General features: G+C 41.2%; 27 protein-coding genes and 1 riboswitch. Of the genes, 7 read left to right on the top strand and 20 right to left on the bottom strand.

All coding sequences use genetic code 11. The annotated features are described in order from the left end of the window. Nucleotides 1-4 precede the first annotated feature (4 nt). Both MHB50_RS07970 and MHB50_RS07965 read right to left on the bottom strand, forming a co-directional pair. A complete protein-coding gene (locus MHB50_RS07970) occupies nt 5-958 on the bottom strand; it encodes a hypothetical protein (protein ID WP_205178556.1) in 954 nt (317 codons plus the stop codon). 2 nt (nt 959-960) lie between these two features. Further along, the gene (locus tag MHB50_RS07965) at nt 961-2,052 is read right to left on the bottom strand and encodes a ThiF family adenylyltransferase (RefSeq protein ID WP_205178558.1); all 1,092 of its coding nucleotides are present in this window, start codon (nt 2,050-2,052) and stop codon (nt 961-963) included. Nucleotides 2,053-2,402: 350 nt separating this feature from the next. On the opposite strand from MHB50_RS07965, the gene MHB50_RS07960 reads away from it, so the two are divergent. Together MHB50_RS07960 and MHB50_RS07955 are read left to right on the top strand one after the other, a co-directional pair. Next, nucleotides 2,403-4,919 carry an ABC transporter permease gene (locus MHB50_RS07960; protein WP_205178560.1) on the top strand — a complete coding sequence of 839 codons (2,517 nt, stop codon included), beginning with the start codon at nt 2,403-2,405 and terminating at the stop codon, nt 4,917-4,919. Between the two features lie 24 nt (nt 4,920-4,943). Beyond that, nucleotides 4,944-5,618, top strand: coding sequence for an ABC transporter ATP-binding protein (locus tag MHB50_RS07955; protein ID WP_077113287.1), 675 nt, complete (start codon nt 4,944-4,946; stop codon nt 5,616-5,618). A gap of 453 nt (nt 5,619-6,071) precedes the next feature. On the opposite strand, the gene MHB50_RS07950 is transcribed toward MHB50_RS07955, so the two are convergent. Next, a complete protein-coding gene (locus MHB50_RS07950; RefSeq protein WP_205178562.1) occupies nt 6,072-6,845 on the bottom strand; it encodes a metallophosphoesterase in 774 nt (257 codons plus the stop codon). Between the two features lie 681 nt (nt 6,846-7,526). Between MHB50_RS07950 and MHB50_RS07945 the strand changes: the two genes are divergently transcribed. From MHB50_RS07945 to MHB50_RS07935, 3 genes are read left to right on the top strand one after another with little or no spacing between them, the layout of a single operon-like run. Continuing rightward, entirely contained in the window at nt 7,527-7,748 is a 222-nt protein-coding gene (locus tag MHB50_RS07945; protein WP_077113285.1) for a spore coat associated protein CotJA, read from the top strand. Nucleotides 7,749-7,751: 3 nt separating this feature from the next. Next, nucleotides 7,752-8,009 (top strand): spore coat protein CotJB, encoded by a 258-nt coding sequence (locus tag MHB50_RS07940; protein WP_205178566.1) that lies wholly within the window; start codon nt 7,752-7,754, stop codon nt 8,007-8,009. A gap of 51 nt (nt 8,010-8,060) precedes the next feature. Continuing rightward, nucleotides 8,061-8,630: a manganese catalase family protein gene (locus tag MHB50_RS07935; protein WP_077113283.1), complete on the top strand. Its 570-nt coding sequence runs from the start codon at nt 8,061-8,063 to the stop codon at nt 8,628-8,630. 60 nt (nt 8,631-8,690) lie between these two features. Here the strand turns inward: MHB50_RS07935 and MHB50_RS07930 are convergent, their stop codons facing one another. The 4 genes from MHB50_RS07930 to MHB50_RS07915 all read right to left on the bottom strand — a co-directional run bounded on the left by MHB50_RS07930 (nt 8,691) and on the right by MHB50_RS07915 (nt 10,800). Continuing rightward, complete coding sequence (locus tag MHB50_RS07930; RefSeq protein WP_205178701.1) at nt 8,691-8,834, bottom strand: hypothetical protein; 144 nt, start codon at nt 8,832-8,834, stop codon at nt 8,691-8,693. A 182-nt stretch (nt 8,835-9,016) separates the two neighbouring features. Then, nucleotides 9,017-9,478 (bottom strand): DUF2663 family protein, encoded by a 462-nt coding sequence (locus tag MHB50_RS07925; RefSeq protein WP_236016955.1) that lies wholly within the window; start codon nt 9,476-9,478, stop codon nt 9,017-9,019. A 67-nt stretch (nt 9,479-9,545) separates the two neighbouring features. Beyond that, nucleotides 9,546-10,202: a LysM peptidoglycan-binding domain-containing protein gene (locus MHB50_RS07920; RefSeq protein WP_205178575.1), complete on the bottom strand. Its 657-nt coding sequence runs from the start codon at nt 10,200-10,202 to the stop codon at nt 9,546-9,548. Further along, nucleotides 10,186-10,800: a type II CAAX endopeptidase family protein gene (locus tag MHB50_RS07915; protein WP_077113281.1), complete on the bottom strand. Its 615-nt coding sequence runs from the start codon at nt 10,798-10,800 to the stop codon at nt 10,186-10,188. Before MHB50_RS07915 ends, MHB50_RS07920 begins: the two co-directional genes overlap by 17 nt. Nucleotides 10,801-11,055: 255 nt before the next feature. Between MHB50_RS07915 and MHB50_RS07910 the strand changes: the two genes are divergently transcribed. Beyond that, nucleotides 11,056-11,304: a ferredoxin gene (locus MHB50_RS07910; protein WP_077113280.1), complete on the top strand. Its 249-nt coding sequence runs from the start codon at nt 11,056-11,058 to the stop codon at nt 11,302-11,304. A gap of 125 nt (nt 11,305-11,429) precedes the next feature. On the opposite strand, the gene MHB50_RS07905 is transcribed toward MHB50_RS07910, so the two are convergent. The 12 genes from MHB50_RS07905 to MHB50_RS07850 form a co-directional block, all read right to left on the bottom strand. Then, nucleotides 11,430-12,011 carry an ECF transporter S component gene (locus tag MHB50_RS07905; RefSeq protein ID WP_328799766.1) on the bottom strand — a complete coding sequence of 194 codons (582 nt, stop codon included), beginning with the start codon at nt 12,009-12,011 and terminating at the stop codon, nt 11,430-11,432. A 150-nt stretch (nt 12,012-12,161) separates the two neighbouring features. Continuing rightward, a riboswitch (FMN riboswitch) is annotated at nt 12,162-12,299 on the bottom strand. 124 nt (nt 12,300-12,423) lie between these two features. Next, a complete protein-coding gene (locus tag MHB50_RS07900; protein WP_339163026.1) occupies nt 12,424-14,199 on the bottom strand; it encodes an ATP-binding protein in 1,776 nt (591 codons plus the stop codon). Next, nucleotides 14,196-14,912 carry a response regulator transcription factor gene (locus MHB50_RS07895; RefSeq protein WP_077113277.1) on the bottom strand — a complete coding sequence of 239 codons (717 nt, stop codon included), beginning with the start codon at nt 14,910-14,912 and terminating at the stop codon, nt 14,196-14,198. Before MHB50_RS07895 ends, MHB50_RS07900 begins: the two co-directional genes overlap by 4 nt. Nucleotides 14,913-15,010: 98 nt before the next feature. Beyond that, nucleotides 15,011-16,192, bottom strand: coding sequence for a c-type cytochrome biogenesis protein CcsB (gene ccsB / locus MHB50_RS07890; RefSeq protein WP_339165637.1), 1,182 nt, complete (start codon nt 16,190-16,192; stop codon nt 15,011-15,013). Further along, nucleotides 16,173-17,846, bottom strand: a complete 1,674-nt coding sequence (locus tag MHB50_RS07885; RefSeq protein WP_077113276.1) for a cytochrome c biogenesis protein ResB — start codon at nt 17,844-17,846, stop codon at nt 16,173-16,175. The genes ccsB and MHB50_RS07885 overlap by 20 nt, the downstream gene beginning before the upstream one ends. A gap of 15 nt (nt 17,847-17,861) precedes the next feature. Further along, on the bottom strand, nt 17,862-18,389 hold the full coding sequence (resA, locus tag MHB50_RS07880) for a thiol-disulfide oxidoreductase ResA (protein WP_339163022.1): 528 nt from the start codon (nt 18,387-18,389) through the stop codon (nt 17,862-17,864). Between the two features lie 107 nt (nt 18,390-18,496). After that, nucleotides 18,497-19,225: a pseudouridine synthase gene (locus MHB50_RS07875; protein ID WP_077113274.1), complete on the bottom strand. Its 729-nt coding sequence runs from the start codon at nt 19,223-19,225 to the stop codon at nt 18,497-18,499. Nucleotides 19,226-19,315: 90 nt separating this feature from the next. Next, a complete protein-coding gene (locus tag MHB50_RS07870; protein ID WP_077113273.1) occupies nt 19,316-19,849 on the bottom strand; it encodes a spore maturation protein in 534 nt (177 codons plus the stop codon). 2 nt (nt 19,850-19,851) lie between these two features. Further along, nucleotides 19,852-20,445, bottom strand: coding sequence for a nucleoside recognition domain-containing protein (locus MHB50_RS07865; RefSeq protein ID WP_077113272.1), 594 nt, complete (start codon nt 20,443-20,445; stop codon nt 19,852-19,854). Next, entirely contained in the window at nt 20,438-21,583 is a 1,146-nt protein-coding gene (locus MHB50_RS07860) for a D-alanyl-D-alanine carboxypeptidase family protein (RefSeq protein ID WP_139345701.1), read from the bottom strand. The genes MHB50_RS07865 and MHB50_RS07860 overlap by 8 nt, the downstream gene beginning before the upstream one ends. 462 nt (nt 21,584-22,045) lie before the next feature. Then, nucleotides 22,046-22,630, bottom strand: coding sequence for an SMC-Scp complex subunit ScpB (scpB, locus tag MHB50_RS07855; protein ID WP_339163019.1), 585 nt, complete (start codon nt 22,628-22,630; stop codon nt 22,046-22,048). Then, on the bottom strand, nt 22,617-23,375 hold the full coding sequence (locus MHB50_RS07850; protein ID WP_077113511.1) for a segregation/condensation protein A: 759 nt from the start codon (nt 23,373-23,375) through the stop codon (nt 22,617-22,619). The genes scpB and MHB50_RS07850 overlap by 14 nt, the downstream gene beginning before the upstream one ends. A gap of 433 nt (nt 23,376-23,808) precedes the next feature. Between MHB50_RS07850 and MHB50_RS07845 the strand changes: the two genes are divergently transcribed. Next, the gene (locus tag MHB50_RS07845) at nt 23,809-24,306 is read left to right on the top strand and encodes a DUF309 domain-containing protein (RefSeq protein ID WP_340085116.1); all 498 of its coding nucleotides are present in this window, start codon (nt 23,809-23,811) and stop codon (nt 24,304-24,306) included. Nucleotides 24,307-24,824: 518 nt separating this feature from the next. On the opposite strand, the gene MHB50_RS07840 is transcribed toward MHB50_RS07845, so the two are convergent. Further along, complete coding sequence (locus MHB50_RS07840) at nt 24,825-25,190, bottom strand: GNAT family N-acetyltransferase (protein WP_340085310.1); 366 nt, start codon at nt 25,188-25,190, stop codon at nt 24,825-24,827. Nucleotides 25,191-25,205 lie beyond the last annotated feature (15 nt).

The raw sequence follows: 25,205 nt of genomic DNA, 5'->3' as shown, positions 1-25,205 counted from the left end.
ACTTTTATTTACTCATTTCTTTCTGCACAACCATTTCCTCTAAGAATGCCCACCCTCTCCACTGTAGAGGATTCTCTTTTATATGGTATTCCATTTTATTGAAAATCCGCTTGTTCACCTCAGCAACATCTTTTTTATGATGAATATAAATAGGTTCGTCGAATATGATTTCCACTTGATCACGCACGGCTTCAACTCTTACTAATATAATAGGTGATTTCGTGATTGCCGCAATGGAAGCCGATCCATCTGGCGCATAGATTTCGTTACCCAAGAACTGAAGAGTTTGCCTAGGTAAAATATCTGAACCATTCACTTCAAGCGGTAAAGCGACAAAAGAATTCCGTTTTAATGCTTTTAATGCCTTCACTAAAAATCCGCTTTCCGGAACGGTTGCTGTTTTAAAATTAGACCATAAGTTTTCGGGAAAATATGCTTTTATCATATCTACTGCCCATATTTCAGCATCTTTTTCCCCAAATAACTGGAAAATAGGGTAACCTAGTTTTACCAATAATGGAAATAACAACTGGAAAGGGCCCCAGTGCAGTTGGCCTAAAATAGCGCCATTCCCATCTATTAGAGCCTGATCTAAATACTCAATATTCCTAATTGTTACATGTTCTGAAATAAACCGGTCATCGTGGGACATGATCATAAAATAAGCAGGCCATAGGGAACTTGTAGACATCAAGTATTGGATGAACTCAACCAACTGATCCTTTGGGAACACATTCTCCATGTCGAAATGTTTAAGATTCTGATGAATGTGCTGTAAGTTGGACTCCCAAAATCCCGTCTCTCTTAATTTTTTTATCTCGTCTCTTCGGATACTTTCCATGACGTCAAACAAGTTTCCTGGTTCCATATTTCTCAAGCGCTTAAATAATTCATTTTTGTCGAGTAAATCCATCGGGTTAAAGAATCCTTCTACTAGATTTTGGGCTTTCTTATCCATCATCATCTCACCTTTTTTAGTTTTTGTGCATGAGAGCAAATCCCACAGTTTTTATTTCTTTCTATATCAAAGAGCTTAATATTCAATTTAATGAAATCAAATTCTCCTCTTTTGTTTTTCATGATCGGTTCGCTAATGTTTGTCAGGACTCGAATAGCTTCCCACGCATGTAGATTTGCCACAATTGAGGAGAGAGAGCCAATTGAACCAACTCGTCTGGAGGATTTAATCAATTTCCAATCCTTATAATCACTCTCTAAGCTTTCCACAATACACTCCCAACAAATTGTTTCCCCCGGAATGATAGTCGGTCCAATAAAACCCAAGTGCCCCAAATAACCACCAGAAACAATGTGTGGAATCTTTAAATCTTGTGCAGCCCGTGATACCCACTTCCCAGTTTCGGTTACGCTTGGTTCATCAATACAACTGATGACAATGTCACTACCATTTACGACACTATGTATGTCGGTGTCTTGATGACAAAATATATCAAATGTATCTACTTGTGCCTCTTGGTTCAACATTCGAATTTTATGTTTGACAACATCCACTTTTTTTCTTCCAATATCATTATATGTATACAAATTTTGCCTTGTTAAATTGCTTTCTTCGACAATATCCCCGTCTAAAATAACAAAGTGATTGATACCAGCCATTGCAAGTGTGGTAATGACCCAACTGCCAATTCCACCAAGTCCAATAATGACGGCTTTTTTACTAGATAATTCCTTCTGAATGATCTCTCCACCCCGTGACGAATCGTATTCGTTGAAAAAATCAATTTGTCTTTGATTTCTGTTATACGAGTCTATTTGTGTTAATTTTCCGGATACTTCAAAGACAATTCCGTCCTCTAGAAGAAGTTTAATTGCATTAGTTATATCGTTTTCCGTTATTTCTGGATTCACTAGTTTAACTTCATAGATAATTTCTTTCAGGCTTCTTTTTTCTTCCATGACTTTTAACAAGGACAAAAAACCAGGATCATAATCATAGATAAGTTGTTTTTGATTATGTACAAACAAAAAATGTATAAATTCCTCACCTTCTACATAGATTTCAAGTGATTCTTTTATACCATATGTTTTCAAACCTTCATGCCCCCTTTAAACAACATGAATAGTACCTATGGAGGAAAACCACCATAGGTACTATTTGAGTTTTCAAATCATGTGCAAGCGACACAGAAGCATGACTTCTCACGAATTACTTCACCTTTTTTTGTTACTTTCATTTCTCAACCCTCCTTTTCAAAGACGTTATGTACATGTACATATCTCACCGATAGAATAGTCCAACTATTTTAATAAGACAAGAGACTTAGGAACTATTTTTATATTTTTATTTTTCTTTTATTTTTATATATTGAATTAAAAAACATACTTTGTTACACTCAACATGATAAAAATACGCAAGATAAACTTCCAATGGAGGTCATAAATTGAGTATTATATTAAAACATGTGGTAAGAAATATAAGAGAGAAAAAATTCAGAACATTGATTTTACTATTGAGCATTTTTCTCTCAACGGCGGTTTTATTTGCAGGGCTTAGTTTGAATTCTGTCATTAACGAAACGTACTCTAAAATGTTGCAAGGCGTGTATGGAAACACAAACATTGTCTTGAAAAAAAATGGTGATGCTCCGTTTTATGCCCCGTCTGATATTATGCTTGATTCCGTTTCTATAGGTCAGCGGATTGATCAACTTTACATGAATGGAAAATGGAAATCCGCTGACAAAGATGTTCGAGTTTCACTATGTGGCATGAATGTTGAGCAAGCAAAAGATGCCGAGTTGGTTTCCCCCCTTCGTCAACTGGATGGATACGGTTCGGATGAAACGATGATTATGATCAGTCAAAAAACGGCATCCGATTATGGTTTGAACCTTGGGGACGCCATTGAAATTGAGCACAGTCTGGGTAACGAAACATTTACCATTGGAGCGATAAGTGAAACGAATGGCATATTTTACTCAGAGACAGGGCAGATACTTCTTGTTACATCGCTAGACGAACTGAATCGTATTTATGGCATGGATAAAGCGGTGAATCAAACATTGATTCAAGTCCCGAAGGACGAACTGGATAAAGCAATAAATACGCTGGCGGATCAAAACGTTCATTTTACCGTTCAACAAACAAACGCGGCCGATACACTCGTTCGCGATGAAGAAACGTTTCAAATCACGATGATGTTAGCCATTATCATCATCGTCCTCATCAGTGCCTATGTCATTTCAACGTTATCTAAACTCATTCTTGCCGAACGCATGCCCGTCATAGGTACGTTCCGCAGTATCGGATTTAGTAAGCGGATGATGAATCGCGTTATTTTATTGGAATTTTTCGTATATGGCTTGCTTGGCTCCACACTGGGAGTCGTGTTCGCCTATATCATACTCCCTTATACGGCATCTATTTTCAACGAATATAAAGAGTATGACGTTAAACTGGTGACAGACCTCCCATTGAGTCAGTTGACTATTGCATACTTGTTTGGGCTGCTTTTTCCGGTAGGCATTAATTTTTTACGTATTCATAAGGCCAATTCGACACCGCTCAAAGACTTAATCCTCAATACACAGCACGTATCACAACAGCATTCCAGAATCACGACAATGATTGGAATCAGTTTTTTAGGGGCCGCCTTTATTTTATATTATCTAAATAATACCGATCACTTGCTCATGGCCATCTTTTCGGTTTTATGTTTATTTATTTCAATTGTCTTATTAACTCCGCGTATGTTAAATGGACTATCCAACTTATTTCATCTTTTTGTAAAACAGACGAGAAGTGGAAATCTCATCCTTTCAACAAAAAATATTGCAAATAACAAGATCGTCTCTAATAATTCCAGTATGATCATCGTGGTTCTCTTACTATTGCTAATGGTGGGGATGGTCAGTTCCGGGATAGACCAATTTTTAACAAATTCATTTAAAAAAGACTTCGACGTGACCGTGAGAGGATCAGAAGGTGGTGAATTAGAACCTGGTCTGATAGAGAATGTAAAGGCCATGGACGAAGTGTCGCGCACATATTATGATCACGTCAGTCTGGCAGAGTATCAGGTGAATGGGAACCGCGAGACCTTTTCAGTCCATGGGGTAGATGATATTAGAGAATTTGATACATTTTATTCGGGAATTACGTTGCTCGGTGACGCCGAAACAAAAATGAAAGAAGTTCGGAATGGCATTATTATAGATGAATATCAACTCGATAAATACGACCTTAAAATCGGTGAAACAATTCTTTTGCAGCCTTTGGATGACAACTTTCAACCGTTGGCGGACGGTTTCATTGAAGTCGTAATTTCTGGTGCGATGGAAAGTTCAGCCTTTTCCCAAAACAGAAACACCGTTCTCATTCATCAAGAATATTTCGCTCAGCACTTTGACGGTTTCTTCAATCAATTGTCCGTGAAAATCAAAGATGAAGATAAAGCTGAAGATGTGAAGGAAGCGATTGCTGATCAATTTATGGATACTCCAATAACGGTTATGACGTTTGACGAAATGATCGCTTCGCAAAAGGCGACGATTGACACTTTGATAAATGGAATCAAAGTCATTATTGCTATGGGACTGGTGGTCGGACTACTAGGCATTTCTAATAATTTGCTGGTTTCGTTTTCCCAGAGAAAAAAACAATACGCCGTGCTTTATTCCGTCTGTATGAGCAGAATGCAAATCATACGCATGTTATTTTGGGAGATGTTTATCACTTTTATTGCTGTGGTCATGATTAGTCTTTTAGGGGGGCTTGCATTAAATAAATTGATGACAAAATTGTTATATGCGATTGGATTACGGATCGAATATCAGTTTACCTTTGAATTATTTGGAATTTTATGTGCGTTCGTATTTATTTTACTCATTCTTTCCACAATACCGGTTGCCCGACAAGTCTTTAAATTAAATATGATGAAGGAACTGCGGTATGAATAGAGAGCCGGATGAGAGGAAGTGCTTATGTTGGAACATATTGTTGAAACGGAAAATCTTTGTAAGATTTACAAGGTGGGCCAGGAAGACGTGCCCATTTTAAAAAATATTGACCTTTCTATTGCAAAGGGAGAATTCGTCTCGATCATGGGGCCTTCCGGTTGCGGAAAAAGTACATTGCTCTACTTACTTGGCGGCATTGACGAACCAACATCGGGCAGAGTCCTGATCGAACAACAAGACCTTCATCAACTAAGCGATCAAAAGAAAAGTTCGATACGTCGAAGCTTTATCGGATTTGTATTTCAGTTTTATAATTTAGTGCACAATCTTACCGTTGAGGAAAATATCATGCTACCTTTAATCATGGATGGAAAAAAAGCAGCTAACTATCAGCGCCAGCTGGATGAAACATTAGAAATTGTTGGATTAGCAGATAGAAAGAAATTCACCCCAAGGGAGTTGTCTGGAGGACAACAGCAGCGGGTGGCCATTGCTCGATCCTTGATCATCAATCCGAAGCTCATCCTGGCGGATGAACCGATTGGCAATTTAGATAGCAAGACGGGAACGAACATTATGGAGCTTTTCTATCGGATCAATAAGGAAAAAGGGGTTACCATTATTCAAGTCACACACTCGAATGAAGCAGCACAATATGGCGACAGAATCATCCGCATGAAGGACGGTACACTGGTCTAAAACTCACGATAATCAAACATTTTAGCGAATCGATTCCTACATATTTTGGCAGGTCGCCAATGAAGACTATAAGAGGAGCAGGTAACAAGTTGCCAGTAGAATGACGCTGGGGAAAAACCTGTAAAAATGAATAGGCCGCATGAAATCAAATGGGAAAACCTTGATTTCATGCGGTTTTTATTTTCACGATTCGTACTAATACCAGTTCGTTTATAACTGATGTCCCTGCTTCATGAGGTCACCTCGCCCGCCATGATATGCAACCCCCAAGATCGCCGTATCCGCTTCATCCCTCCGCCAACAAAGCGATGCGGTCTAGGTTGTGGAAAAACGGACACGTACACCCAATTTAAAGGAGTATTGGCAAGCGGGCTTCCTCACGAGAAATAGTATAAATCATTGCAGACTACCATTTTCATTGACGAATTGTCGAAAAAGCACGCTTCATGACGATTAGTCATTTTCCTTATTTTTGATCGTAATCAGATGGGTTTCTGCCGGGGCGCCGAGCCTTAATGGCAATAGTGTTGTTCCATACCCGTTACTGATCAGTACCGTAGCGCTGGGGCAATGAAACGTTCTTCCTCGTTGGTAAGGCCCGAATCCAAAAATTCGAATTTGGCCGCCATGTGTATGCCCACTCAAAATAAGAGAAATATGATCGGACGGCCTGATATGCTTGAGGATGGAAGGTCTATGGGATAGCAAGATTTTAAAATGACGATCGTCCAAGGAATGTGAAATAGCCCTTGATAAAGGTTCGGACGGTTCATAATCATCAAGGCCGATCAATGCGATTGAACTTTCTCCCTTTTGAAGAAAAGCCGTTTCATTTTTTAAAACAGTGACGCCACATTCATCAAACAATTCATTCAGCTTTTTAGTATCAACCTCATAATCATTATTACCCCAAATGAAAAAGACTGGTGCCACCTGTTGCAGCATTTCAATATTTTTCCGCGTTCTTGCCAAAGGGACGCCTCTTTCCGTCAAATCCCCGCCGATGATGACAATCTCGGCTTTGCCTTTTATTTGTTGAATGATGCTCTCATGAATGAGCCTTTTATGAATGTCGGAAATGAAGAAAATCGTTAATTCTCCCCATTGTGTTGGAAAGTCGGGAAATGCGAGCACCTCTTCTTTCACTTCATTGCGAAAAGCCTCTTTTACCATAAATAACAGCAAAAACACGGCTAACAAAAAGATTAACAACATCACCAAAAACATGCGATCACCCTATTTATTCAAACGGATAGAAGTTCGCGGGCTCAGAACGCCTCAACAAGTACAGCGCCTGTACGCCCCGCATCCCTAACCCCGCTGATTGAAGTTTCACCTTACCCCGCATTAACTGGCAGTAAGCCCACCGCTTTAAGAAATCAAGATAAAACGTGATTGGCTAGTGGTGGGACAACTGCCTGTATATGCCCGATTGGTTCTACTAACAATCAGCGGATGAAAACCCCGCTGATTGAAGTTTCACCTTACCCCGCATTAACTGGCAGTAAGCCCACCGCTTTAAGAAATCAAGATAAAACGTGATTGGCTAGTGGTGGGACAACTGCCTGTATATGCCCGATTGGTTCTACTAACAATCAGCGGATGAAAACCCCGCTGATTGAAGTTTCACCTTACCCCGCATTAACTGGCAGTAAGCCCACCGCTTTAAGAATCAAGATAAAACGTGATTGGCTAGTGGTGGGACAACTGCCTGTATATGCCCGATTGGTTCTACTAACAATCAGCGGATGAAAACCCCGCTGATTGAAGTTTCACCTTATCATATGGGTAACATCTTACCATACGAAGAGTAAAATATGCTTTAAATAAGAAAATTTTATTGTTTTAAAGAATGTTATCGGAACAACTACAATACAATGGAATGACCATAGGAAAAGGAGGAAGCCAATGTACACGCTTTACAAGACGTATAAACCATACGTCAGTCCTTTTGATCCGTGCCCGCCCATAACAGTAAAATCTTATTCCACCCCTCCAAATTTATATTTGGGATTTCAACCACCTAATTTACCTCAATTCCCTCCCAGGGAGGCGCTCAAAGCAGGAACATTGTGGAAAGTTTTTTACGATCCGTATTATAGCCCCTATGAAAGGGCGAAGGAGGACTGACCCATGAAACAGATGCCTCCTGAATATTACAGCCAATTGGAAGAAATACAAACGATCGACTTCGTTCTTGTGGAACTGACACTTTACCTAGATACACACCCAAACGACATGGACGCGATTCGCCAATATAATGAGTATATAAAATTAAGAAAGACCGCTGTGAAAAAGTTTGAAAAACAATTTGGCGCCTTATCGCACGGTTCCACTTACTCAAGGCACCCATGGGATTGGAAAGAGGCTCCATGGCCATGGCAAGTATAACTGCTTGCAATTCCAGGATGACTAAATAATGACAAGGAGGTTCTTCCACTCATGTGGGTTTATGAAAAAAAGCTGCAATATCCTGTAAGAGTAAGCACATGCAATCCGATGCTTGCGAAATTTTTAATTGAACAATATGGTGGAGCCGATGGAGAGCTGGCCGCTGCCCTTCGTTACTTGAATCAGCGATACTCGATCCCCGATTCTGTCATTGGGCTCTTGACGGACATTGGAACGGAAGAGTTTGCCCACCTGGAAATGATTGCCACGATGGTGTATAAACTGACAAAAGACGCTACACCCGAACAAATGAAAGCGGCCGGGCTGGGAGCCCATTATGCGGATCATGACAAGGCACTGTTTTATCACAATGCCGCTGGTAATCCTTGGACGGCCACATATATCCAGGCAAAAGGTGATCCCATTGCCGACCTGTATGAAGATATCGCGGCGGAAGAAAAAGCGCGAGCCACTTACCAATGGATTATTAACATGAGTGATGATCCTGATTTAAATGACGGCCTGCGCTTTTTAAGGGAGAGGGAAATTGTTCATTCACAACGCTTCCGCGAGGCAGTGGAAATACTAAAAGAAGAAAGGGGCAAGAAGAAATTCTTTTAAGCTTTTACCAAACACCCCGATATTTTCCGAAAATATCGGGGTGTTTGCCTGTTCTACAAATTATCCTTTCATGCCTTGAAGCCAATCATCATAACATTCATCACAAAGTACTTCTTCCCTGTCCATGTCACTTACTTGGAAAGTGACGAAATGCCATTCATTTTCCTTCATATGCTTCGTATAATAAAAACAATTTTCGGACACCGTTCATCCTCCCAATGCTGGAATATGTATTAGTGTACAAAGATTGAACGTGACTTATTCGGAAAGTTTGCCTGTTTTTTCAAAAGAAGAGGGGTTTCTAGTCGATCATTCGACTGGAAACCCCATGCTTGTGTAAAAACATACGATTCAATTTTCGAATTAAACGGCAGATCGTTTCGAAATTACTTACTTTCATGAAACAAGTTGATATCATATTGGCGTTTGATTTGTTCAAAAACCTGATAGCGATCGCCCCAGCTGTCTTCGTGCCATAAATCCTTGCTTTTATCAATAATTTCACAACGCAATTCTTGATATTCCTTTTCAGCCTTCTCTTTTCTCTCATAAAAAATTTTGACGGAACCGAACAATAATGCTCCAATGATGAATAGGTAAGCAAAATAGGCTGTCCCCATAATGGCCGAAACCGCTTCTATCGCCGATAGGTCATGAGGGATAATGAAATACTCGTAGCAAACATAACCTATCGCAAGACAATACAAACAAGCAATCGTTAAAAGAAAAAAATGAATGTTTTTGTAGCGGTCAAACTTGAGCTTTCTTTCAATTAAGTTCTGAATCATTTTTTTCGTCGCTTGGTCTGTTTGATCATCCAGTTTTTGAAAAATCATTTCCATAGTCATTGTTCCCTGCCTCCTCATAGACTTCTTCCTCAATCTATGATTCAACTTGGGCATCTATGATAAATCTTTATGGCTTAGGAATTTTTAACGTTTGGCCGACACTGATTTCATTGCTGGATAATCCGTTTGCCTGTTTGATTTTGTCAACACCTTGCTGGGATTTATAATAATTCATCGCTATTCTAAACAAGGTTTCTCCAGGTTGTACTTGATGATAAATGACACCATCCTGCCCCTGCTGAGCTTGTTCATTGTTGCTAGGTGTCGTTTCCTTTTTGGGTGTCTGCTTTATCGGCTCTTCCTTTTTAGGTTCCTCTTTAACCGGTACCTCTTTTTTCACCTCTTGTTTTGGCGGAGGCTCCTGTTCTTTGACCTCAGTTGATTCTTCCTTTTGCTGCGCAGTATTCTCTTTTTCTGCCTCTTGTTTCTGTTCTTTTTCACTTACCTCTTTTTCAGTATCTTTTGAGGATTTCGCTTCATCAGTCTCAAAAAGGACTTCTTCCCCGGAACTGGAGTTTACACGATCGGCATTTGACTTGTCGCTGCCGTTAATGATTGCCAATATCGCAACCGGAAGCAACAACAGCACCATCACCAGGATAAGCGGAACGGATATTTTCACCTTACGCTTTTTTTTATGTCTTGATCTGTGGTATTCCGTCCTTGAAGGCAGACTTTCTATTTTTGCACCCGATTCATTTCCCTTTTTATTCATACCCATCATTTAACCCCTTCTTATGTTGTTGATCAAACTTCTTTTTTATATATATTCCCAGCAAAAAATCGATTGTAAAGTGCATCGCCATGACAGCGAACAATTGATTTCCGGACCATTCATATACAATCCCGATCCAAAAACTCAATACAAGGACATTGACGATTAGATACCAATGTGTCCAATAACGTATATGTATCAAAGCAAATATAATGCTGGCGATGATAAGGCCAAACTTGGTTTGAAGAATTCCCCTAAACAATAATTCCTCTGAAACAGCGACAACGCCTGCAACAACAGCTATATTCCAGTAAGACATGCCGGAAAATAGTTTTGTATTGATACCGCCGTCATCATAATACTTGTCAGGTAAAAAATTCATGAGCAGGATATCAATGAGGACAACGGCTACCCCATTGACCGCACCAAGCACAATCCATTTTGCTTCAAACCGAAAAAAAAGGTCCGGATCCCAAAAGCTCTCCACTAAAAACGATCCAGAGATGACGGCCATCAACAATATAATCAGCTGTGTGATGTATAAGTCTAGCAAAAGTTCTTTCCTGGTCATTTTGCTGATGAGATCAGCCTGTTTTTTTATTTTCATGAAGTCCACTCTTTTAAATCATTTTTATATTTCACAATGATGAACTTTATAACATTCCCATTGCAACTATATTTTATCATGAATTCAATTTTTCGACTATGTTCCCCCTCCTTCGTCAACAATAAAAAAGATTCATGAAAATATTTTTTACTTCCCGGTTTATATTGTTGAAATGTCTAAGGAGGAGCATTAATATATATTCAGTAATGAAAATATTATGATTCACATATTCTGAATCATATGGAGGTTTTTTGTGTGGCAAAGTTTACGATTGTTGACCAGGATACTTGCATAGCGTGTGGAGCATGCGGAGCCGCTGCACCTGACATATATGACTATGATGATGATGGACTTGCTTACGTCGTCCTTGATCATAATCAAGGTACAGAGGAAGTGCCTGATATATTGGAGGATGACATGATGGACGCGTTTGAAGGTTGCCCAACGGATTCAATCAAAGTTGCCGATGAACCGTTTGATGGAGATGCCTTAAAGTTTGAATAAGCTTGCGTTCCTGCAAATCGCCGAGAGGCTGAGAGCCTACTTGGTCAATGCGGAGAATCATAACGAACAAAAGCTTGCAGATTCGCTTAACAAGTAGAAAAGCGCCGAAAACGGCGCTTTTTGGTTTATGCATTTTTATAAACGGCCTGCTTTTCGATCCAGTTTTTCATACGCGCATAAATCAATAAGAAAATAACTGTTACAATCAGTCCTTTGATGATATTAAACGGCAAGATCGCTGCCACGACCAATTGCCTTAGCGCGGAGGTGGACATCGGGTCCCATCCCAACAAAATGATGTAGGCAGGGAGTATCGCGACATAATTTAAAAAACTCATAAAAAGCGACATGAATAACGTTCCGACAATAAGTGAAACAGCAAGGCCCCATTTTTTATTAAGTCGTTTAAAAACATAGTAAGTCGGAAGAACAAAAACGATTCCCGCAATAAAGTTGGCAAAATTTCCAACAGGAATACCTGCTTCACTGCCGATCATGAGATAATCAATGATGTTTTTGATCAACTCGACCAAAACTGCCGCCAACGGGCCAAACATCAACCCGGCGATTAACGCGGGAATATCGCTGAAATCTACCGTCAAATATGCCGGAAACGGCGGAATTGGAAATTTAATGAGCATTAAAATGAATGATAGGCTGCTCAGCATTCCAATAGCTACAAATGATTTCGTATTCAATTTTCTCAAGATCCTCTCTCCTTTGAGATTCATCTCATTTCGAAGAAAGGTTTGCCGGCATCATCGCCAAATAAAAACCCTCAAAGAATCGACTTTGAGGGAGAATGATCGGCATGCGCAATAAACGTCCAAATTTTGCAATTTTGAACGCACGGCAACCTTCATCTTCTCCCATCCAGACTGTACTGTCGGCTTTGGATTCACACCAAATCCTGCCCCTAAAGAGGCTCGCGGGCTTAGAAGCTCTAAGGCTTCATCACCGCCGGTCGGGAATTTCACCACGCCCCGAAGATGAATCATATATTGTTGTTAGGTGTCATTATACAATAAAAAATGATTTATGTGAAGTGAAATATTTAGATCAATGACCAATCATGTTACCCATGAAACAAGAATTAACGCCAAGCTTCAACACTATCTGTTATTTAGCAGTCGGCAGGAAAATCGTAAAGGTTGTCCCTTCATCAAGTTTGCTGGCCACCGTCATCCTGCCATTATGGGCGTCGATGATATTTTTGGCAATGGCAAGCCCCAGGCCAGTTCCGGACTTTCCTCTTGTCCTTGCTTTATCTGCCTTATAAAATCTTTCAAACACAAAAGGCAGGTCCTCTTCGGGAATACCGGTTCCATCATCTTCAACTGTGATCATAATACCATTGTCGACAGTTGTCTGGCTGACCTGTATATTTCCCCCTTCATGCGTATGCCTAATGGCATTATCAATCAGATTGGTCAACACTTGTTCAATGCGATCAGAGTCAAGTGAAAAATATACGTTATCTTCGACACTGCTTTTGAGTTCAATGTTGTTCTCCCGCGCAATGGCCTGAAATTTGGATGTGATTCTTTGCACAAATTTGCCAACATCCACTTTTTCATAATGAAGCGCTGTATGGCCCGCTTCCATTCTGGCTAAATCGAGCAACTCATTAACAAGCCTGCCGATTCTCAGCGATTCGTCATAGATGATTTTAATAATTTCCCGCTTTTCTTCTTCTGATCCGGCAATATCATCAATAATGGCTTCACTGTATCCTTGGAGCATGGCGATCGGCGTCCGGAGTTCATGGGAAACATTGGCCACGAAATCAATGCGTAACTTGTCAAGGCGCCGCTCTTCTGTCATGTCCCTGATAACGGCTACCGCGCCCCGGACGTTTTTCTGGTCATGGGTATAGAGCGGACTTACAATCACGACATAATATCTCCCCTGAATAGAAAGTTCCCCGGTTTGCTCCGCCTCATCGGCAATCGCTTTCTCAAGCAAAGCAGCCAATTCAGAAGGCATAGGGTGTTCCGAATCCATTTCATCGTAAGGCCATAGATGCAGAAAACGCTCTGCCGGAGGATTTGTAATTAAAATCGTACCGTCGCGGCTGAATGTCATAACGCCGTCCGCCATACTGCTTAATATGCTCGTAAGCTGTTCTTTCTCCTGGCGAAGTACGTTCATATTAAACTTCAGCCGTTTCCCCATTTGATTAAAAGCATTGGCCAGTTCGCCGATTTCATCATGAGTCAAAAAGGGAACACGTGTATCAAAGTATCCTTTTGAAAGCTCGAAGGCGGCCTCTCTCATTTTTCTGAGAGGTGCAGTAATACGTGTTGATAAGAAGAAAGCAAATACAGTCGTCAACACGATCGCGATTCCGGCCGCAAGCAAAATCAAATTTGCTGTTTGTTTTGTCGTTTCCTTTAACACACCGAGAGACTGATAGATAAAAATGGCTCCACTTTCACCTTCATTCAAACTGAAAGGCACCCCGGCAATGATATAGTTTTTAAATCGTCCGCCGGTTTCTTCCATCTCCGACAAGGATATTTCCTTTTCAATGACGGCCTTGTTGGTAAAAACTTTTTTTAAATCTGCATCGTTTAAAAAGACGCTCGGCGGTATTTTATTGTCTTTCCCAATGTTTGGTGAATATAAAAACTCGTCCTTGTTGTAGGCAATGGCCACACCCACGGGATCATCGACAATCTCGAACACAATTTCTTCACCGAGACCGTCATCACGGTGGGATTCGATAATACTCGACATCTTCTTGGCGGTGTCCGATAAATCTTGTTCAATTTCATTCACATAATATTTTTCAAAAAATTGGATCAGCAATATCGTCAAAATAATCAACACAAAGGAAACCAGCAGCAGGATGGTCATCCAAAGCTTGCCAACAACGCTATGCCAAAGCCTCATTCATTGCCTGCCTCAAATTTGTATCCTACTCCCCAAACAGTTACAATCATTCCTGCTGCTTTTTCGGATACGCGGTTTAATTTTTCCCGCAACCTTTTGATATGGGTATCAACAGTTCTTAAATCGCCAAAAAACTCATATTGCCAAACTTCTTTCAGCAAATGCTCGCGATCAAACACTTTATCCGGAGATTTGGCCAGGAAGTGAAGAAGCTCATACTCCTTGGGAGTCAAATTCACTTCTTTTCCATCAGCTGTCACCCGGTGGGCATCATGGTCAATAGATAAATGTGGGTAAACAATAATATCCCGCGCAGTCGGATCGGTGTGCAAATAGCTTGTTTGCGAAGATCTTCTTAATACAGCTTTGACACGCAGGACCACTTCCCTTGGACTGAAAGGCTTGACAATATAATCGTCTGCTCCCACTTCAAATCCCTGGACCCTGTTTGCTTCTTCTCCTTTCGCCGTAAGCATGATGACTGGTGTTGCCTTTTCTTCCCGCAATTCTTTACATACTTCAATGCCATCTTTTTTCGGCATCATTAAATCGAGTAGAATGCAATCGTAATCCTTGCTAAGCGCCTTTTCCAACGCTTCTTCACCATCGGCTGCCTCTTCGATCACATAATTTTCGCGCTCTAGATACATTTTCAGCAGCCTTCTAATCCGATCTTCATCATCAACAACTAATATACTTACTTCCCGTTCCATCCTAATCCCTCCAAACTTCATAGTCCTATTCCTATTGTATTCGAAAAAGACCCGCACTAAAAGCGCGGGGGTCTTTCATGATAAATATTGCGCCGGAACTATGCATAAGAGTGCAAACCGGCAATGATCAAGTTAACAAACACGAGATTGAAAATGATAATGGCTATTCCCACAACGGCAAGCCAGGCTGAACGTTCGCCGTGCCATCCCCTTGATAAGCGTAAGTGAAGGAAAACAGCATAAAATAAGAACGTAATAAGCGCCCAAACTTCTTTCGGGTCCCACCCCCAAAATCTGGTCCAGGCAATCTGGGCCCAGATCATGGCAAATATTAAACCGCCAAGGGTAAAAACCGGAAAACCGATCAATACAGAGCGGTAGCCGATTTCATCAAGGAGATCCAAATTCACCCTGCGAACAAGAGGTTTCAAGAGCATGCTGATTCGTTTCCGAAAGATTAAGCGTACAAGCAAATACAATATGGTTCCCGTTATGACAGTCCATAATATAGTATTTAATTTTTTCGCATTGACGAGTGCCGGCATTTCCACTAAAGGATTGAAGCGTCCCTCAGTGAGCAGTTCTCCTTCATGCGGGCCAACAAGTGCGGGAAGTTGGTAGGATAACTCTTTTTCCTGATCATTTTTGTCCACCCAGGCAAAATCTGCTTTATAGTCGGCCAAGGAAAAGGCTGATGAAGTGATTATAAAGGCAATCGTTGCCACAAGGCAGTACATAATCACTTCCAGCCAAAAAGACCTTTTGTCTTTCACCGTAGGATCAACCGCTTTTAATAAATAAATGAGCCCTGCAACGAAGCTGACAGCTAAAATAGCCTGTCCTGCCGCTACAGTCGTAACATGAATATGAAGCCAATCACTTTTTAGCGATGGAATGAGCGGGCTGATTTCCCTTGGAAACATGCTGGCAAATGCGATTAGTATCATCGCAACAGGCAAAGCGAATAATCCAAGCACATTTAGGCGATAGATAAAATAAAGAAGAATGAAAGCCCCAACGAGCATCATGCCAAAAAAGGTTGTGAATTCAAACATATTACTGACAGGAGCATGTCCCGCCGCAATCCAGCGGGTAACAAAATAACCGAGCTGTGTAATAAAACCGATGATGGTTGCTACAATCCCCAGCTTGGACCAGCGATTTACACCTTTTTCCTTTTCTCTCCCTCTCTTATCACGGATTGCACCACTAAAAAGAAATGTCCCGACAAGATAAAGAATAAAGGAAGTGTATAATAAACTACTGCTTAGTTCTGCCAGATTCTGCATCATGATTCCTACTTTCTTTACCGTTTTTTTCCTTTTGAGACTGATCAATTGGTTCAGGAATACTTGTGCCTTCAACCATTCCGGTAATTTCACGTCTCAGACTGTGCCAATTTTTATTTGTATGGCCGGCTATAAGAAGTTGGCCTTGCTTGTGCTGCAGCCAAATACGCCTGTGGTTCCAGTAGGAGCCTTGGATAACCCCGATCATAAAAATGGTTCCCCCGACGGCCAAAACCCACAGCGTTAAATCTTTTCGTACAGTAAGCCCTGTAGCATTTCTTGTTCCAATACCTTTGAATGCCATTTTATACTCTGTTTCTCCAAGCGGTTCCACAGTTTGTCTAATCGCAGTAAAACTCACTTCTCCGTCGGGTTTCTCGGGAGAAATCATGTTAAATAAAAAAGCTGGATTATTCGGGACAGGAGAATTCGTTTGCGGTTCGCCATTTTTCGCAAAACCGGAAAAATCCGGGTAATACCCCAGTAGCTCCACTTTATAACCATTTTTTAAGTCGTAACTTGTTTTCGGATCAAATAAATCAATGGTTACTTCTCCATGTTCCGTTTCTGTTTTTTTGTCAATTAAAGAAAAAGTCATCGTCTGAAATTCATCCTGTTTGAAATTGACTTGGTATACGGCAAAATTGTCGAATTTCAATGGTTCATTCACACGGATCTTGGCATCTTTCACTTTAATCAGTTTTTCTTCAGAACCGACCGCCTGTTCTTTGTCTCTTTTATAAAGAACAACATCGGATTGGAATTCTTTTACAACAGAACCGACTCGTTCAAGGGCTTCGCTATATACTTCTTTGTCCTTTTCCTTGTCATAAAACTCTACTGTATTTTTTTTACTTTCCAAAACGTATTCATTATTTGTTCCCGGAATCGTTTTTTTCTCCCCTTCACGCAGCCAGACCTCTTCGTCCACATACATGCCCGGAACGAATCGCAACATGCCGCCGATTAGGAATATAATCAATCCGATATGATTAACATAGGGACCCCAACGTGAGAATCTTCCTTTTTCGGCAAGAATACTTCCGTCTTGTTCCCTGATCTTGTATTTTTTTTGTTTTAACCGTTTTTTAAACGTTTCAATGTCTTCTGGCGACACATCTCCTTCATACCGCCTAAACAATCGCTGCCTTTTTAAAAAACCCTCATGTCGGTCAACCCGCTGGTTTTTTAAAGCCCGATGCAACGGGATAACCCGATCAAGGCTGCAAATGACAAGCGAGACGCCGATTGAGGCAATTAATAACAGGTACCACCAGGAACTGTATAAGTCATGGAAACCAAGATTATAATATATCGTCCCGAAGGCTCCATATTGGCTTGAATAGTATTCGGCAGGGTCGGCATTCGGCGGTATGTACATCACTTGCGGAAGGATTGTTCCAAGAGCGGAAGCGATTAGTGTAATGACAATCAGCCACACTCCCACCTTGACAGACGAAAAGAAGTTCCATATTTTGTCAACCAACGTTTTATTGTATGTTTGAGACCTTCTGGCACTGCCCTCATAACGCATATCATGCAGGTTTTCTTTTTTCGCTTCTTCGGTCAATGCCCGCCCGCAAGCTTCACAAAGGATTGTTCCTTGCGGATTGACGTGACCGCAAACACATTTCACATCATTCATAAAAAACTGCTCCCCTTACGGTTTAATACTCTCCATCATCGCCTGTATTTTCGCTTCCGTCAGCTCGCCTTCTTCCACCTTTACCACATTTCCTTCCGGATCAATCAAAAACGTTGCAGGCAAGTTAATGACACCGTACGTTTTCATTACATCCTGATTTTTGTCTTTCAAAATCGGAAACGAAAGATCATGCTTTTCTACAAATCGTTTGATTGAAAACTCCGGTTCTCCGACATTTACTGCTAAAATTTCAACTCCTTGATCTTTATAAACGTTATACTGATTATCCATAAAAGGCATTTCCCGCTCACACGGCTTGCACCACGTGCCCCAAAAATTCAGGAACACGCCTTTCCCCCTGTAGTCGGATAACTTATGTTGTTTGTCTCCAAGATCCGCCAAAACAAAATCAGGCGCTTGTTCGCCAACTGATACTTTTGAGCGTGAATCTTTCGTAAAGTTGGCGTAAAGTGTGTATGCAATTGCTGCGATCATAATAACAAGAATGATTGTCCGAATGACCAGCCGATTTTTTTTTGACATGAAAGACCATGCCTCCTTATTAGACGCGAATATCCGTTTACATTATATCATTTTCTTCATAGAGCCATTGCGGTGGTTATGAAGGTTATGTGAAAACTTCCCTGTTCTCAGCATTGCCCTGTTCGGGCGAGAACTTTCAATTTTTTTACCTCATGCGGGGTTAATTCCCGGTATTCTCCCGCATTTAGTCCATGAAGGGTCAAAAAGGCAAACCTTTCTCTTTTTAATTTCATCACCGAATGGCCAATCGCGTCAAACATTTTGCGCACTTGGCGGTTTCTCCCTTCATGAATGGTAATCTCCACAATGGAATGGCCTTTTCTCTTATCGGCTGTTAACATCTTTGTTTTCGCCGGAGCGGTTTTTCCGTCCTCCAATTGGATTCCTCTTTCCAGCTTTTTCAACAATTCTCTTGATGGCAGCCCTTTAACTTTTGCCACATACGTTTTCGGGATTTCATGTTTGGGATGTGTCAATAGATGGGTGAATTCTCCATCATTGGACAGAAGCAAAAGCCCGGATGTATCATAATCCAGGCGTCCAACCGGATATATTCTCTCTTCTACATGCGGAAAAAAATCAGTAACTACTTTCCTGTTCTTGTCATCCTCAACCGCACTGATAACGCCGCGTGGTTTATAAAACAAATAGTATTTCTGTTCCTCTTGCTGCAACGGAATGCCATTCACCTGAATCTTATCCGAAGGTGTTACTTTTGTTCCGAGTTCTGTTACTACTTTTCCGTTTACTGTTACCTTGCCCTCTGCTATCAGCTTTTCCGCCTTTCTTCGAGAAGCAATTCCAGCATGGGCAATGACTTTTTGTAAGCGTTCCATTTTTTCACCTCAAGCCTGCATTTTCTTTATGAATTATTGCATAAGAACAGAGAAAATCAAAGAATGTTGATCCAAAATAAAAAAATCCGGTTATGAACCGAATAAAATAGTCACGATGATGACTGCCGCCGCTATACCGATTACATCAGCTATAAGGCCGACTTTTATAGCATCTCCCATTTTTTTGATTCCCACTGCCCCAAAATAAACCGTTAACACGTAAAAGGTCGTATCCGTACTTCCCTGAATGGTTGAGGCCAATCTGCCAATAAAGGAGTCAGGGCCATAAACCGAAATGAGATCACTCATAACACCTAAAGCCGCGGTGCCGGATATCGGCCGTATGAGTGCGAGCGGGACGATTTCCGCGGGAACGCCAATCGAATCCAAAACCGGTTTGATCAGCTGAATCATGAAGTCCAGTGCACCCGAAGACCTGAAAACTGTAATAGCAACAAGCATTCCTACTAAAAACGGAATAATGGAAACCGCAATCTTGATTCCCTCTTTTCCCCCTTCAACGAAATGCTCATAGGTGGGGACTTTTTTCCACGTACCATAGAGTAAAATAACAGCGATGATGACAGGAACAATCCATAAGGACATGGCCGATATAAATTGCATTGCTATTTTACTCCTTTTCGTATTCTTCGGTAATAAAATAGCCGGTCCACAATAATGGCGCCCAACGTAGCACATATGGTGGCCACTAAAGTCGGGCCTACGATGTCTGTCGGCCCGGCTGATTGATAATTCATTCGAATCGCGATAACAGTAGTGGGAATTAGGGTAAATCCTGAGGTGTTAAGGGCAAGAAACGTAATCATCGAGCGGCTTGCAACGGGCTTTCCCCCATTTAATGCTTTTAACTGCTCCATCGCTTTGATACCGAGGGGTGTAGCGGCATTTCCAAGTCCAAACATGTTTGCAATAATATTCGATAAAATATAACCAACGGCGGGGTGATCGCTTGGAACATCCGGAAAAAGCCTCAGAATGGCAGGTCGAAATAGATTGGACAGTTTTTCCAAAAGGCCTGCTTCCTGGGCAATTCGCATCATTCCGAGCCAAAACACAAGAATGCTGATAAGACCAATACACAAAGTAACGGCTTCGTTAGCTGATTGAAAAATAGCTTCGTTCACTTCTTTCATCGTGCCATTCAATCCAGCAAACACGAGGCCGATTAAGGTCATCCCGACCCAAATATAGTTAATCATTTATCTTCACACCTGTCTGAGTGAAAAATAGATTTTTAAAAGTTTGCCACCAGCTTTTGTCTTTGTCATGATCCAATTCCTTTACATAAATGGGAATCGTCCGCACGACATCATTTTGAAAATAAAAAACCGCTTCTCCAGCCTGCCCCTCCTTCATTTTTTTCAGATCTTCCCTAGAAAGCAAACGATACTTGATTTTAATATGGTCCACTTCTGTATTCTGCAACGGGTAATGGACGTCGTGCTTGACAAATAATTGCTTATTATCTGGAAGCCCCTCAACGTTAAATAATTCGCCTTTTGGCAGCAATTGTTTTATTTCGAAATGATCAAAGCCATATTCATACATCGAAATATGGTCATTCCAATCATCGGACGCGTTTAACGTAACGGAAATCAAGTCCATTCCATTTTTGGAAGCTGTCGTGACAAGAGTTCGTCCGGCTCTTTTCGTATAGCCGGTTTTACCGCCGGTTGTATGTTGGTATTTTTCAGTGAGCAAGCGATTTTTGTTTTTCCATCTGGCTTTACCGTCTTCTCGATCCACCGTATATGCTTTTGTTCCCGCGATCTCTTTAAACGTGTCATTGTTCATGGCATATCGCGTAAGAAGCGCCATATCGTAAGGGGTTGAATAATGATTTTCGTGATCATCCAAACCAGTGGGATTGGAAAAAACTGTTTGGCGCATTCCAATTTCCTGCGCTTTTTGATTCATCAGGAAAACAAACCCTTCCACACTTCCCCCCACGTGTTCCGCAATGGCATTGGCAGCATCGTTCCCGGAGCGAAGCATGAGGCCGTATAACAGATCTTCCAGTTTTATTTTTTCGCCGACTTTTAAATAGATAGATGATCCTTCAGTCATCACCGCCGTTTTACTGACCGTAACGGTTTCATCCAGTTTTCCTGATTCAATGGCCACAATAGCTGTCATAATTTTGGTAATGGAAGCGATCCTGGCAGGCACGTCCGAGTTTTGATCATAGAGGACTCTCCCGGACCCTTGCTCCATTAAGATGGCTCCAGATGCACTCAAGGATAACTCAGGCTGCTCTTCCCTGTCTTTTGGCGAAAAGGCGGCGAGCCATAAAAGTATGCACAGACTGATTAAAATCGCATTGATTTTAACAAACATCCTTTTCCCCTCGCCCCCCATTTATTTGTACAAGTCTATGCGCCACTTGTAGTGTTATGACAAAAAGAAGGGCTATTAAACATAAAAAAAAGGACATTCATCCGAAATGAAGCCCTTTTTAGCTTTGTTGCGTTTTAGGAATGTTGTAAATTTTGGGTGGCAGTTGGTTTGCCATCTTAGCACATTTCACCGCTAAAGTTTTTGCGCGCAGTTGATGTAACGGAGTAAAAGATGTTAATGTCAAAGAGATAAATTTAGGCAAGCGCATGTGCCTGAGGGCTTGAGCCATGTCCATAAAAAAGCAAAAGAAAAGCGCCTGTAAAAAAGCTAAGACCTCCACTTTAAACAATTCAAAGCAGAATGGAAGATTGTATGTGGGGCAGGAAGAGCCCCTTTCGCTTTATTTCATCGCGAGTGCTTCAGTTTGTAGTTATAAGCGGGCGCTTGCGTTTCTTTATTTGTTTATTTGATGGATTCCTGAAATTTATCATAGAATAAATCTGCTTCTTCTTCCTGTGATCCATCCATTTCCGCGTCGGGCAGCGGAGGGAGTTCTTTCAAATCCTTGAGACCGAAGTAATCCAAAAATTCTCTCGTTGTCCCGTATAAAATCGGTCTTCCAATCCCTTCTTTCCTCCCCACCTCTTTAATAAGTCCTTTGGCAAGAAGCGATCTGATCGGTCGCTCTGTCTTTACACCGCGAATTTCTTCTATTTCAACTCTTGTAATGGGTTGCTTATAGGCAATAATGGCGACTGTTTCAAGCGCGGCCTGGGAAATGGATGGATGCTGCGTATTTTCCACAAGCCTTTGCAAGTATTTCGAAAGCCTTCTTTTCGTCACAAGCTGGTATGTCCCCGCAAGCACTGCAATCGTAATGCCCCTGCACTCGTTGTCGTCATACTCCTTCTTTAATTCATCCACCAGGTCGTACGCTTCCTTTTCGGTCACTTCCAATACATGGCATATTTGCTTGATGCTTAAGCCTTCGTCCCCCGCAGCGAACAATAAGCTTTCCAATATTCCTTTTTCCTTAGCTGCTTTCACGTACAATCTCCTCTTTCGCCTTTATATAAATTTCTTCAAAATTGCCCGTTTGTTCCACATAGACGGCATTACTTTTCATTAACTCCAATATGGCCAAAAACGTCACGATGATGACACTCTTGTCATCATGGTGGAAAAAGTCCGAAAAATGAATGGGCGTCCGATGCTTCTCAACGATTTCCAGCAGCTCTTCCATCCTTTGCTCGATCGTGATTTTTTGAATTTCCACTTTGGCAGCCGCCGGCTTTCGCAGTCTTTTTCTTTTTAACAGTTTGTTATAGGCGGCCAGCATGTCAAAAACCGAGACAGAGTCCGCTTCAGAAATGGGATCGGCGTCCGCGGCAAATTGGGAAAGGTCGCTCGGCGGTTTTGTATAAATATGGCTGCGATCATGTTCTTTTTGTTTAAAAAGTTCGGCGGCTTCTTTGTACCTCTTGTATTCGATCAACTGCTCGACGAGTTCTGTTCGTGGGTCCTCCTCCTCAATTGAAACGTCTTCCTCTTCTTCCTCCGCTTTATTCGGGAGCAGCATCTTACTTTTAATTGACAGAAGTGTCGCTGACATCACCAGATATTCACTTGCTTCATTCAACTCCAGATCCGAAAGCGTGTGTATGTAGACCAAATATTGCTCTGTCACCTCAGCCATGGGAATATCGTAAATATCAATTTCCATCCGTTTGATCAAATGAAGCAGCAGATCAAGCGGTCCTTCAAAAACATTTGTTTTTACTTGATATGTCATAAAATCACCAAATATGTCGTTAAATTGTACTTTATCCCGCACGTAAGGTGCCGTAATACTCCTACTTCGAGACCTGAGTTGATACAAAAGGTCTAAGTGGGAGAAAACGGCACCTAAATGCCCGATTGGTTCTACTAACATTTCTTGGGAAAGGCATACCAAGAAATGAAGTTTCACTTTATCCCGCATTAACTGGCAGTAAGCCCCTTTGCTTAGAAATCTAAATGTGAGGTAGAAAGTGCTGGGTCAACTGCCTGTAAATGCCCGATTGGTTCTACTAACATTTCTTGGGAAAGGCATACCAAGAAATGAAGTTTCACTTTATCTTTAATCATACAATATTTTTCGGTTAAGAAGTAAGTAAATTCGGGTGGTAATTTACATATGATATACTTATCTTGAAATGCGCGAAAAAGCGAAAGGGGCTTTGAGATTGATTTATCCTTTCTCATATATACAATTTTTATGTCATTTTCATGGTGACAGAGATTATTTTGAATGCCATGAAGTATTGGAGGAACATTGGAAGAAAAGCGGGATGGAGCGAAGTTCCATTTGGGTCGGTCTTATTCAAGTTGCCGCCAGCCTTTACCACTACCGCAGGGGGAACATGCGGGGTGCGGTTAAATTGTTGACCAGGGCGCTGGAAAGCTTGAGTAAAAAAAGGAGCGAGCTGCATGCTTTGGGGATAAACTATTCTCAACTGATGGAAATACTGCAAAAAAGCTTGAAACATATGAAAAAGTCGCGATTATATACCGCTATTGACTTGCCGATACAAGATGCGGAATTATTGGTCATCTGCAAAGAGCGAGTGCGAAGGCACGGCTCTAGCTGGGGGCGTTTGGATGACGTTTGGGACGAAGAAATTGTTCATAAACACCTGGAAAAAAAACATGAAAAAAAGGCCGTTATACAACCAAAGCAATAAACGGACAGTTTAATAACGAGCCAACCATTTAGCTTTTTACCGCCTCGCTAGAAGCTTTTGGAGCCCTAGCTTACCATAAACAAAGAGACTGTGACACAACTAAATCAGCTGATGAAAAAACGAACAATAAAGTGAAACTTCATTCAGTAGGCGTTTTCTTCCACCTCCTACTGAATGTTAGTTGAACCAATCGAGCATTTAGGTGCCGTTTTCTCCCACTTGGACCTTTTGTATTCACTCAAGATCTTGAAGTGGGAGTATTACGGCGCCTTACATGCGAGATAAGTTGTCCTAATGTATAATACGCAAGCTTTTAGCGTAGTCAACATATGTAGACTCCTGCGGGAATAGCTCGAGCTGAAGATCCCGCAGGAAAGCGATCTTTGCTTTCCGAGGAAGCTGAAGCCGTGCCCGCTGAAAGCGAAATATGTTGACGTAGCAATGATAGAGATTTTTTTAACACAAATAAACCGAACAATTATAAATGAATTGTTCGGTTTATGCTATTTCGTATTTGCTTATGTCCCAGACTCTTCTTCGTCCGCGATACCGCATTTTTCAAAAAAAGAGGATGTATGCTCATTGGGAACGACCTTTTTCTGTTCATGCAATTGTTTTAAAGACCTTACCATATTTTTGCCAATTCCTTGACATCGGTGGGATGGGTTAACAGAAATGTGCTGCACTTCAATGATGTCGTCGTCAATAACAACCCCGATGAGTCCAGTTATATCTTCTTCCTTCCAAAAATAAAGCTGCCATTTGTCATCGCCTTCGTATTGTTTCATCGTTTGCTGCAGCTTTTTTAAATCTTTTTCATTGGGCATAAACGAAAGAAGGCCCATTGCTATTTTTTCATAACCTTTTTTGTAGCGAATTAACATCATTAATCCCTCATT

The organism is Siminovitchia sp. FSL H7-0308 (assembly GCF_037980985.1).
GTDB classification, from domain to species: Bacteria; Bacillota; Bacilli; order Bacillales; family Bacillaceae_C; genus Siminovitchia; species Siminovitchia thermophila.
Note: the sequence above shows the minus strand (reverse complement) of the source record. Positions and strands in the feature narration are given on the sequence as shown.

What these genes read in the sequence shown, in the direction of transcription:
- MHB50_RS07970 (WP_205178556.1), bottom strand. Translation starts at nt 958, where the DNA reads ATGGATAAGAAAGCCCAAAATCTAGTAGAAGGATTCTTTAACCCGATG.
- MHB50_RS07955 (WP_077113287.1), top strand. Translation starts at nt 4,944, where the DNA reads ATGTTGGAACATATTGTTGAAACGGAAAATCTTTGTAAGATTTACAAG.
- MHB50_RS07950 (WP_205178562.1), bottom strand. Translation starts at nt 6,845, where the DNA reads ATGTTTTTGGTGATGTTGTTAATCTTTTTGTTAGCCGTGTTTTTGCTG.
- MHB50_RS07945 (WP_077113285.1), top strand. Translation starts at nt 7,527, where the DNA reads ATGTACACGCTTTACAAGACGTATAAACCATACGTCAGTCCTTTTGAT.
- MHB50_RS07940 (WP_205178566.1), top strand. Translation starts at nt 7,752, where the DNA reads ATGAAACAGATGCCTCCTGAATATTACAGCCAATTGGAAGAAATACAA.
- MHB50_RS07935 (WP_077113283.1), top strand. Translation starts at nt 8,061, where the DNA reads ATGTGGGTTTATGAAAAAAAGCTGCAATATCCTGTAAGAGTAAGCACA.
- MHB50_RS07925 (WP_236016955.1), bottom strand. Translation starts at nt 9,478, where the DNA reads ATGACTATGGAAATGATTTTTCAAAAACTGGATGATCAAACAGACCAA.
- MHB50_RS07920 (WP_205178575.1), bottom strand. Translation starts at nt 10,202, where the DNA reads ATGATGGGTATGAATAAAAAGGGAAATGAATCGGGTGCAAAAATAGAA.
- MHB50_RS07915 (WP_077113281.1), bottom strand. Translation starts at nt 10,800, where the DNA reads ATGAAAATAAAAAAACAGGCTGATCTCATCAGCAAAATGACCAGGAAA.
- MHB50_RS07900 (WP_339163026.1), bottom strand. Translation starts at nt 14,199, where the DNA reads ATGAGGCTTTGGCATAGCGTTGTTGGCAAGCTTTGGATGACCATCCTG.
- MHB50_RS07895 (WP_077113277.1), bottom strand. Translation starts at nt 14,912, where the DNA reads ATGGAACGGGAAGTAAGTATATTAGTTGTTGATGATGAAGATCGGATT.
- MHB50_RS07885 (WP_077113276.1), bottom strand. Translation starts at nt 17,846, where the DNA reads ATGAATGATGTGAAATGTGTTTGCGGTCACGTCAATCCGCAAGGAACA.
- resA (WP_339163022.1), bottom strand. Translation starts at nt 18,389, where the DNA reads ATGTCAAAAAAAAATCGGCTGGTCATTCGGACAATCATTCTTGTTATT.
- MHB50_RS07875 (WP_077113274.1), bottom strand. Translation starts at nt 19,225, where the DNA reads ATGGAACGCTTACAAAAAGTCATTGCCCATGCTGGAATTGCTTCTCGA.
- MHB50_RS07870 (WP_077113273.1), bottom strand. Translation starts at nt 19,849, where the DNA reads ATGCAATTTATATCGGCCATGTCCTTATGGATTGTTCCTGTCATCATC.
- MHB50_RS07865 (WP_077113272.1), bottom strand. Translation starts at nt 20,445, where the DNA reads ATGATTAACTATATTTGGGTCGGGATGACCTTAATCGGCCTCGTGTTT.
- MHB50_RS07860 (WP_139345701.1), bottom strand. Translation starts at nt 21,583, where the DNA reads ATGTTTGTTAAAATCAATGCGATTTTAATCAGTCTGTGCATACTTTTA.
- MHB50_RS07850 (WP_077113511.1), bottom strand. Translation starts at nt 23,375, where the DNA reads ATGACATATCAAGTAAAAACAAATGTTTTTGAAGGACCGCTTGATCTG.
- MHB50_RS07840 (WP_340085310.1), bottom strand. Translation starts at nt 25,190, where the DNA reads ATGTTAATTCGCTACAAAAAAGGTTATGAAAAAATAGCAATGGGCCTT.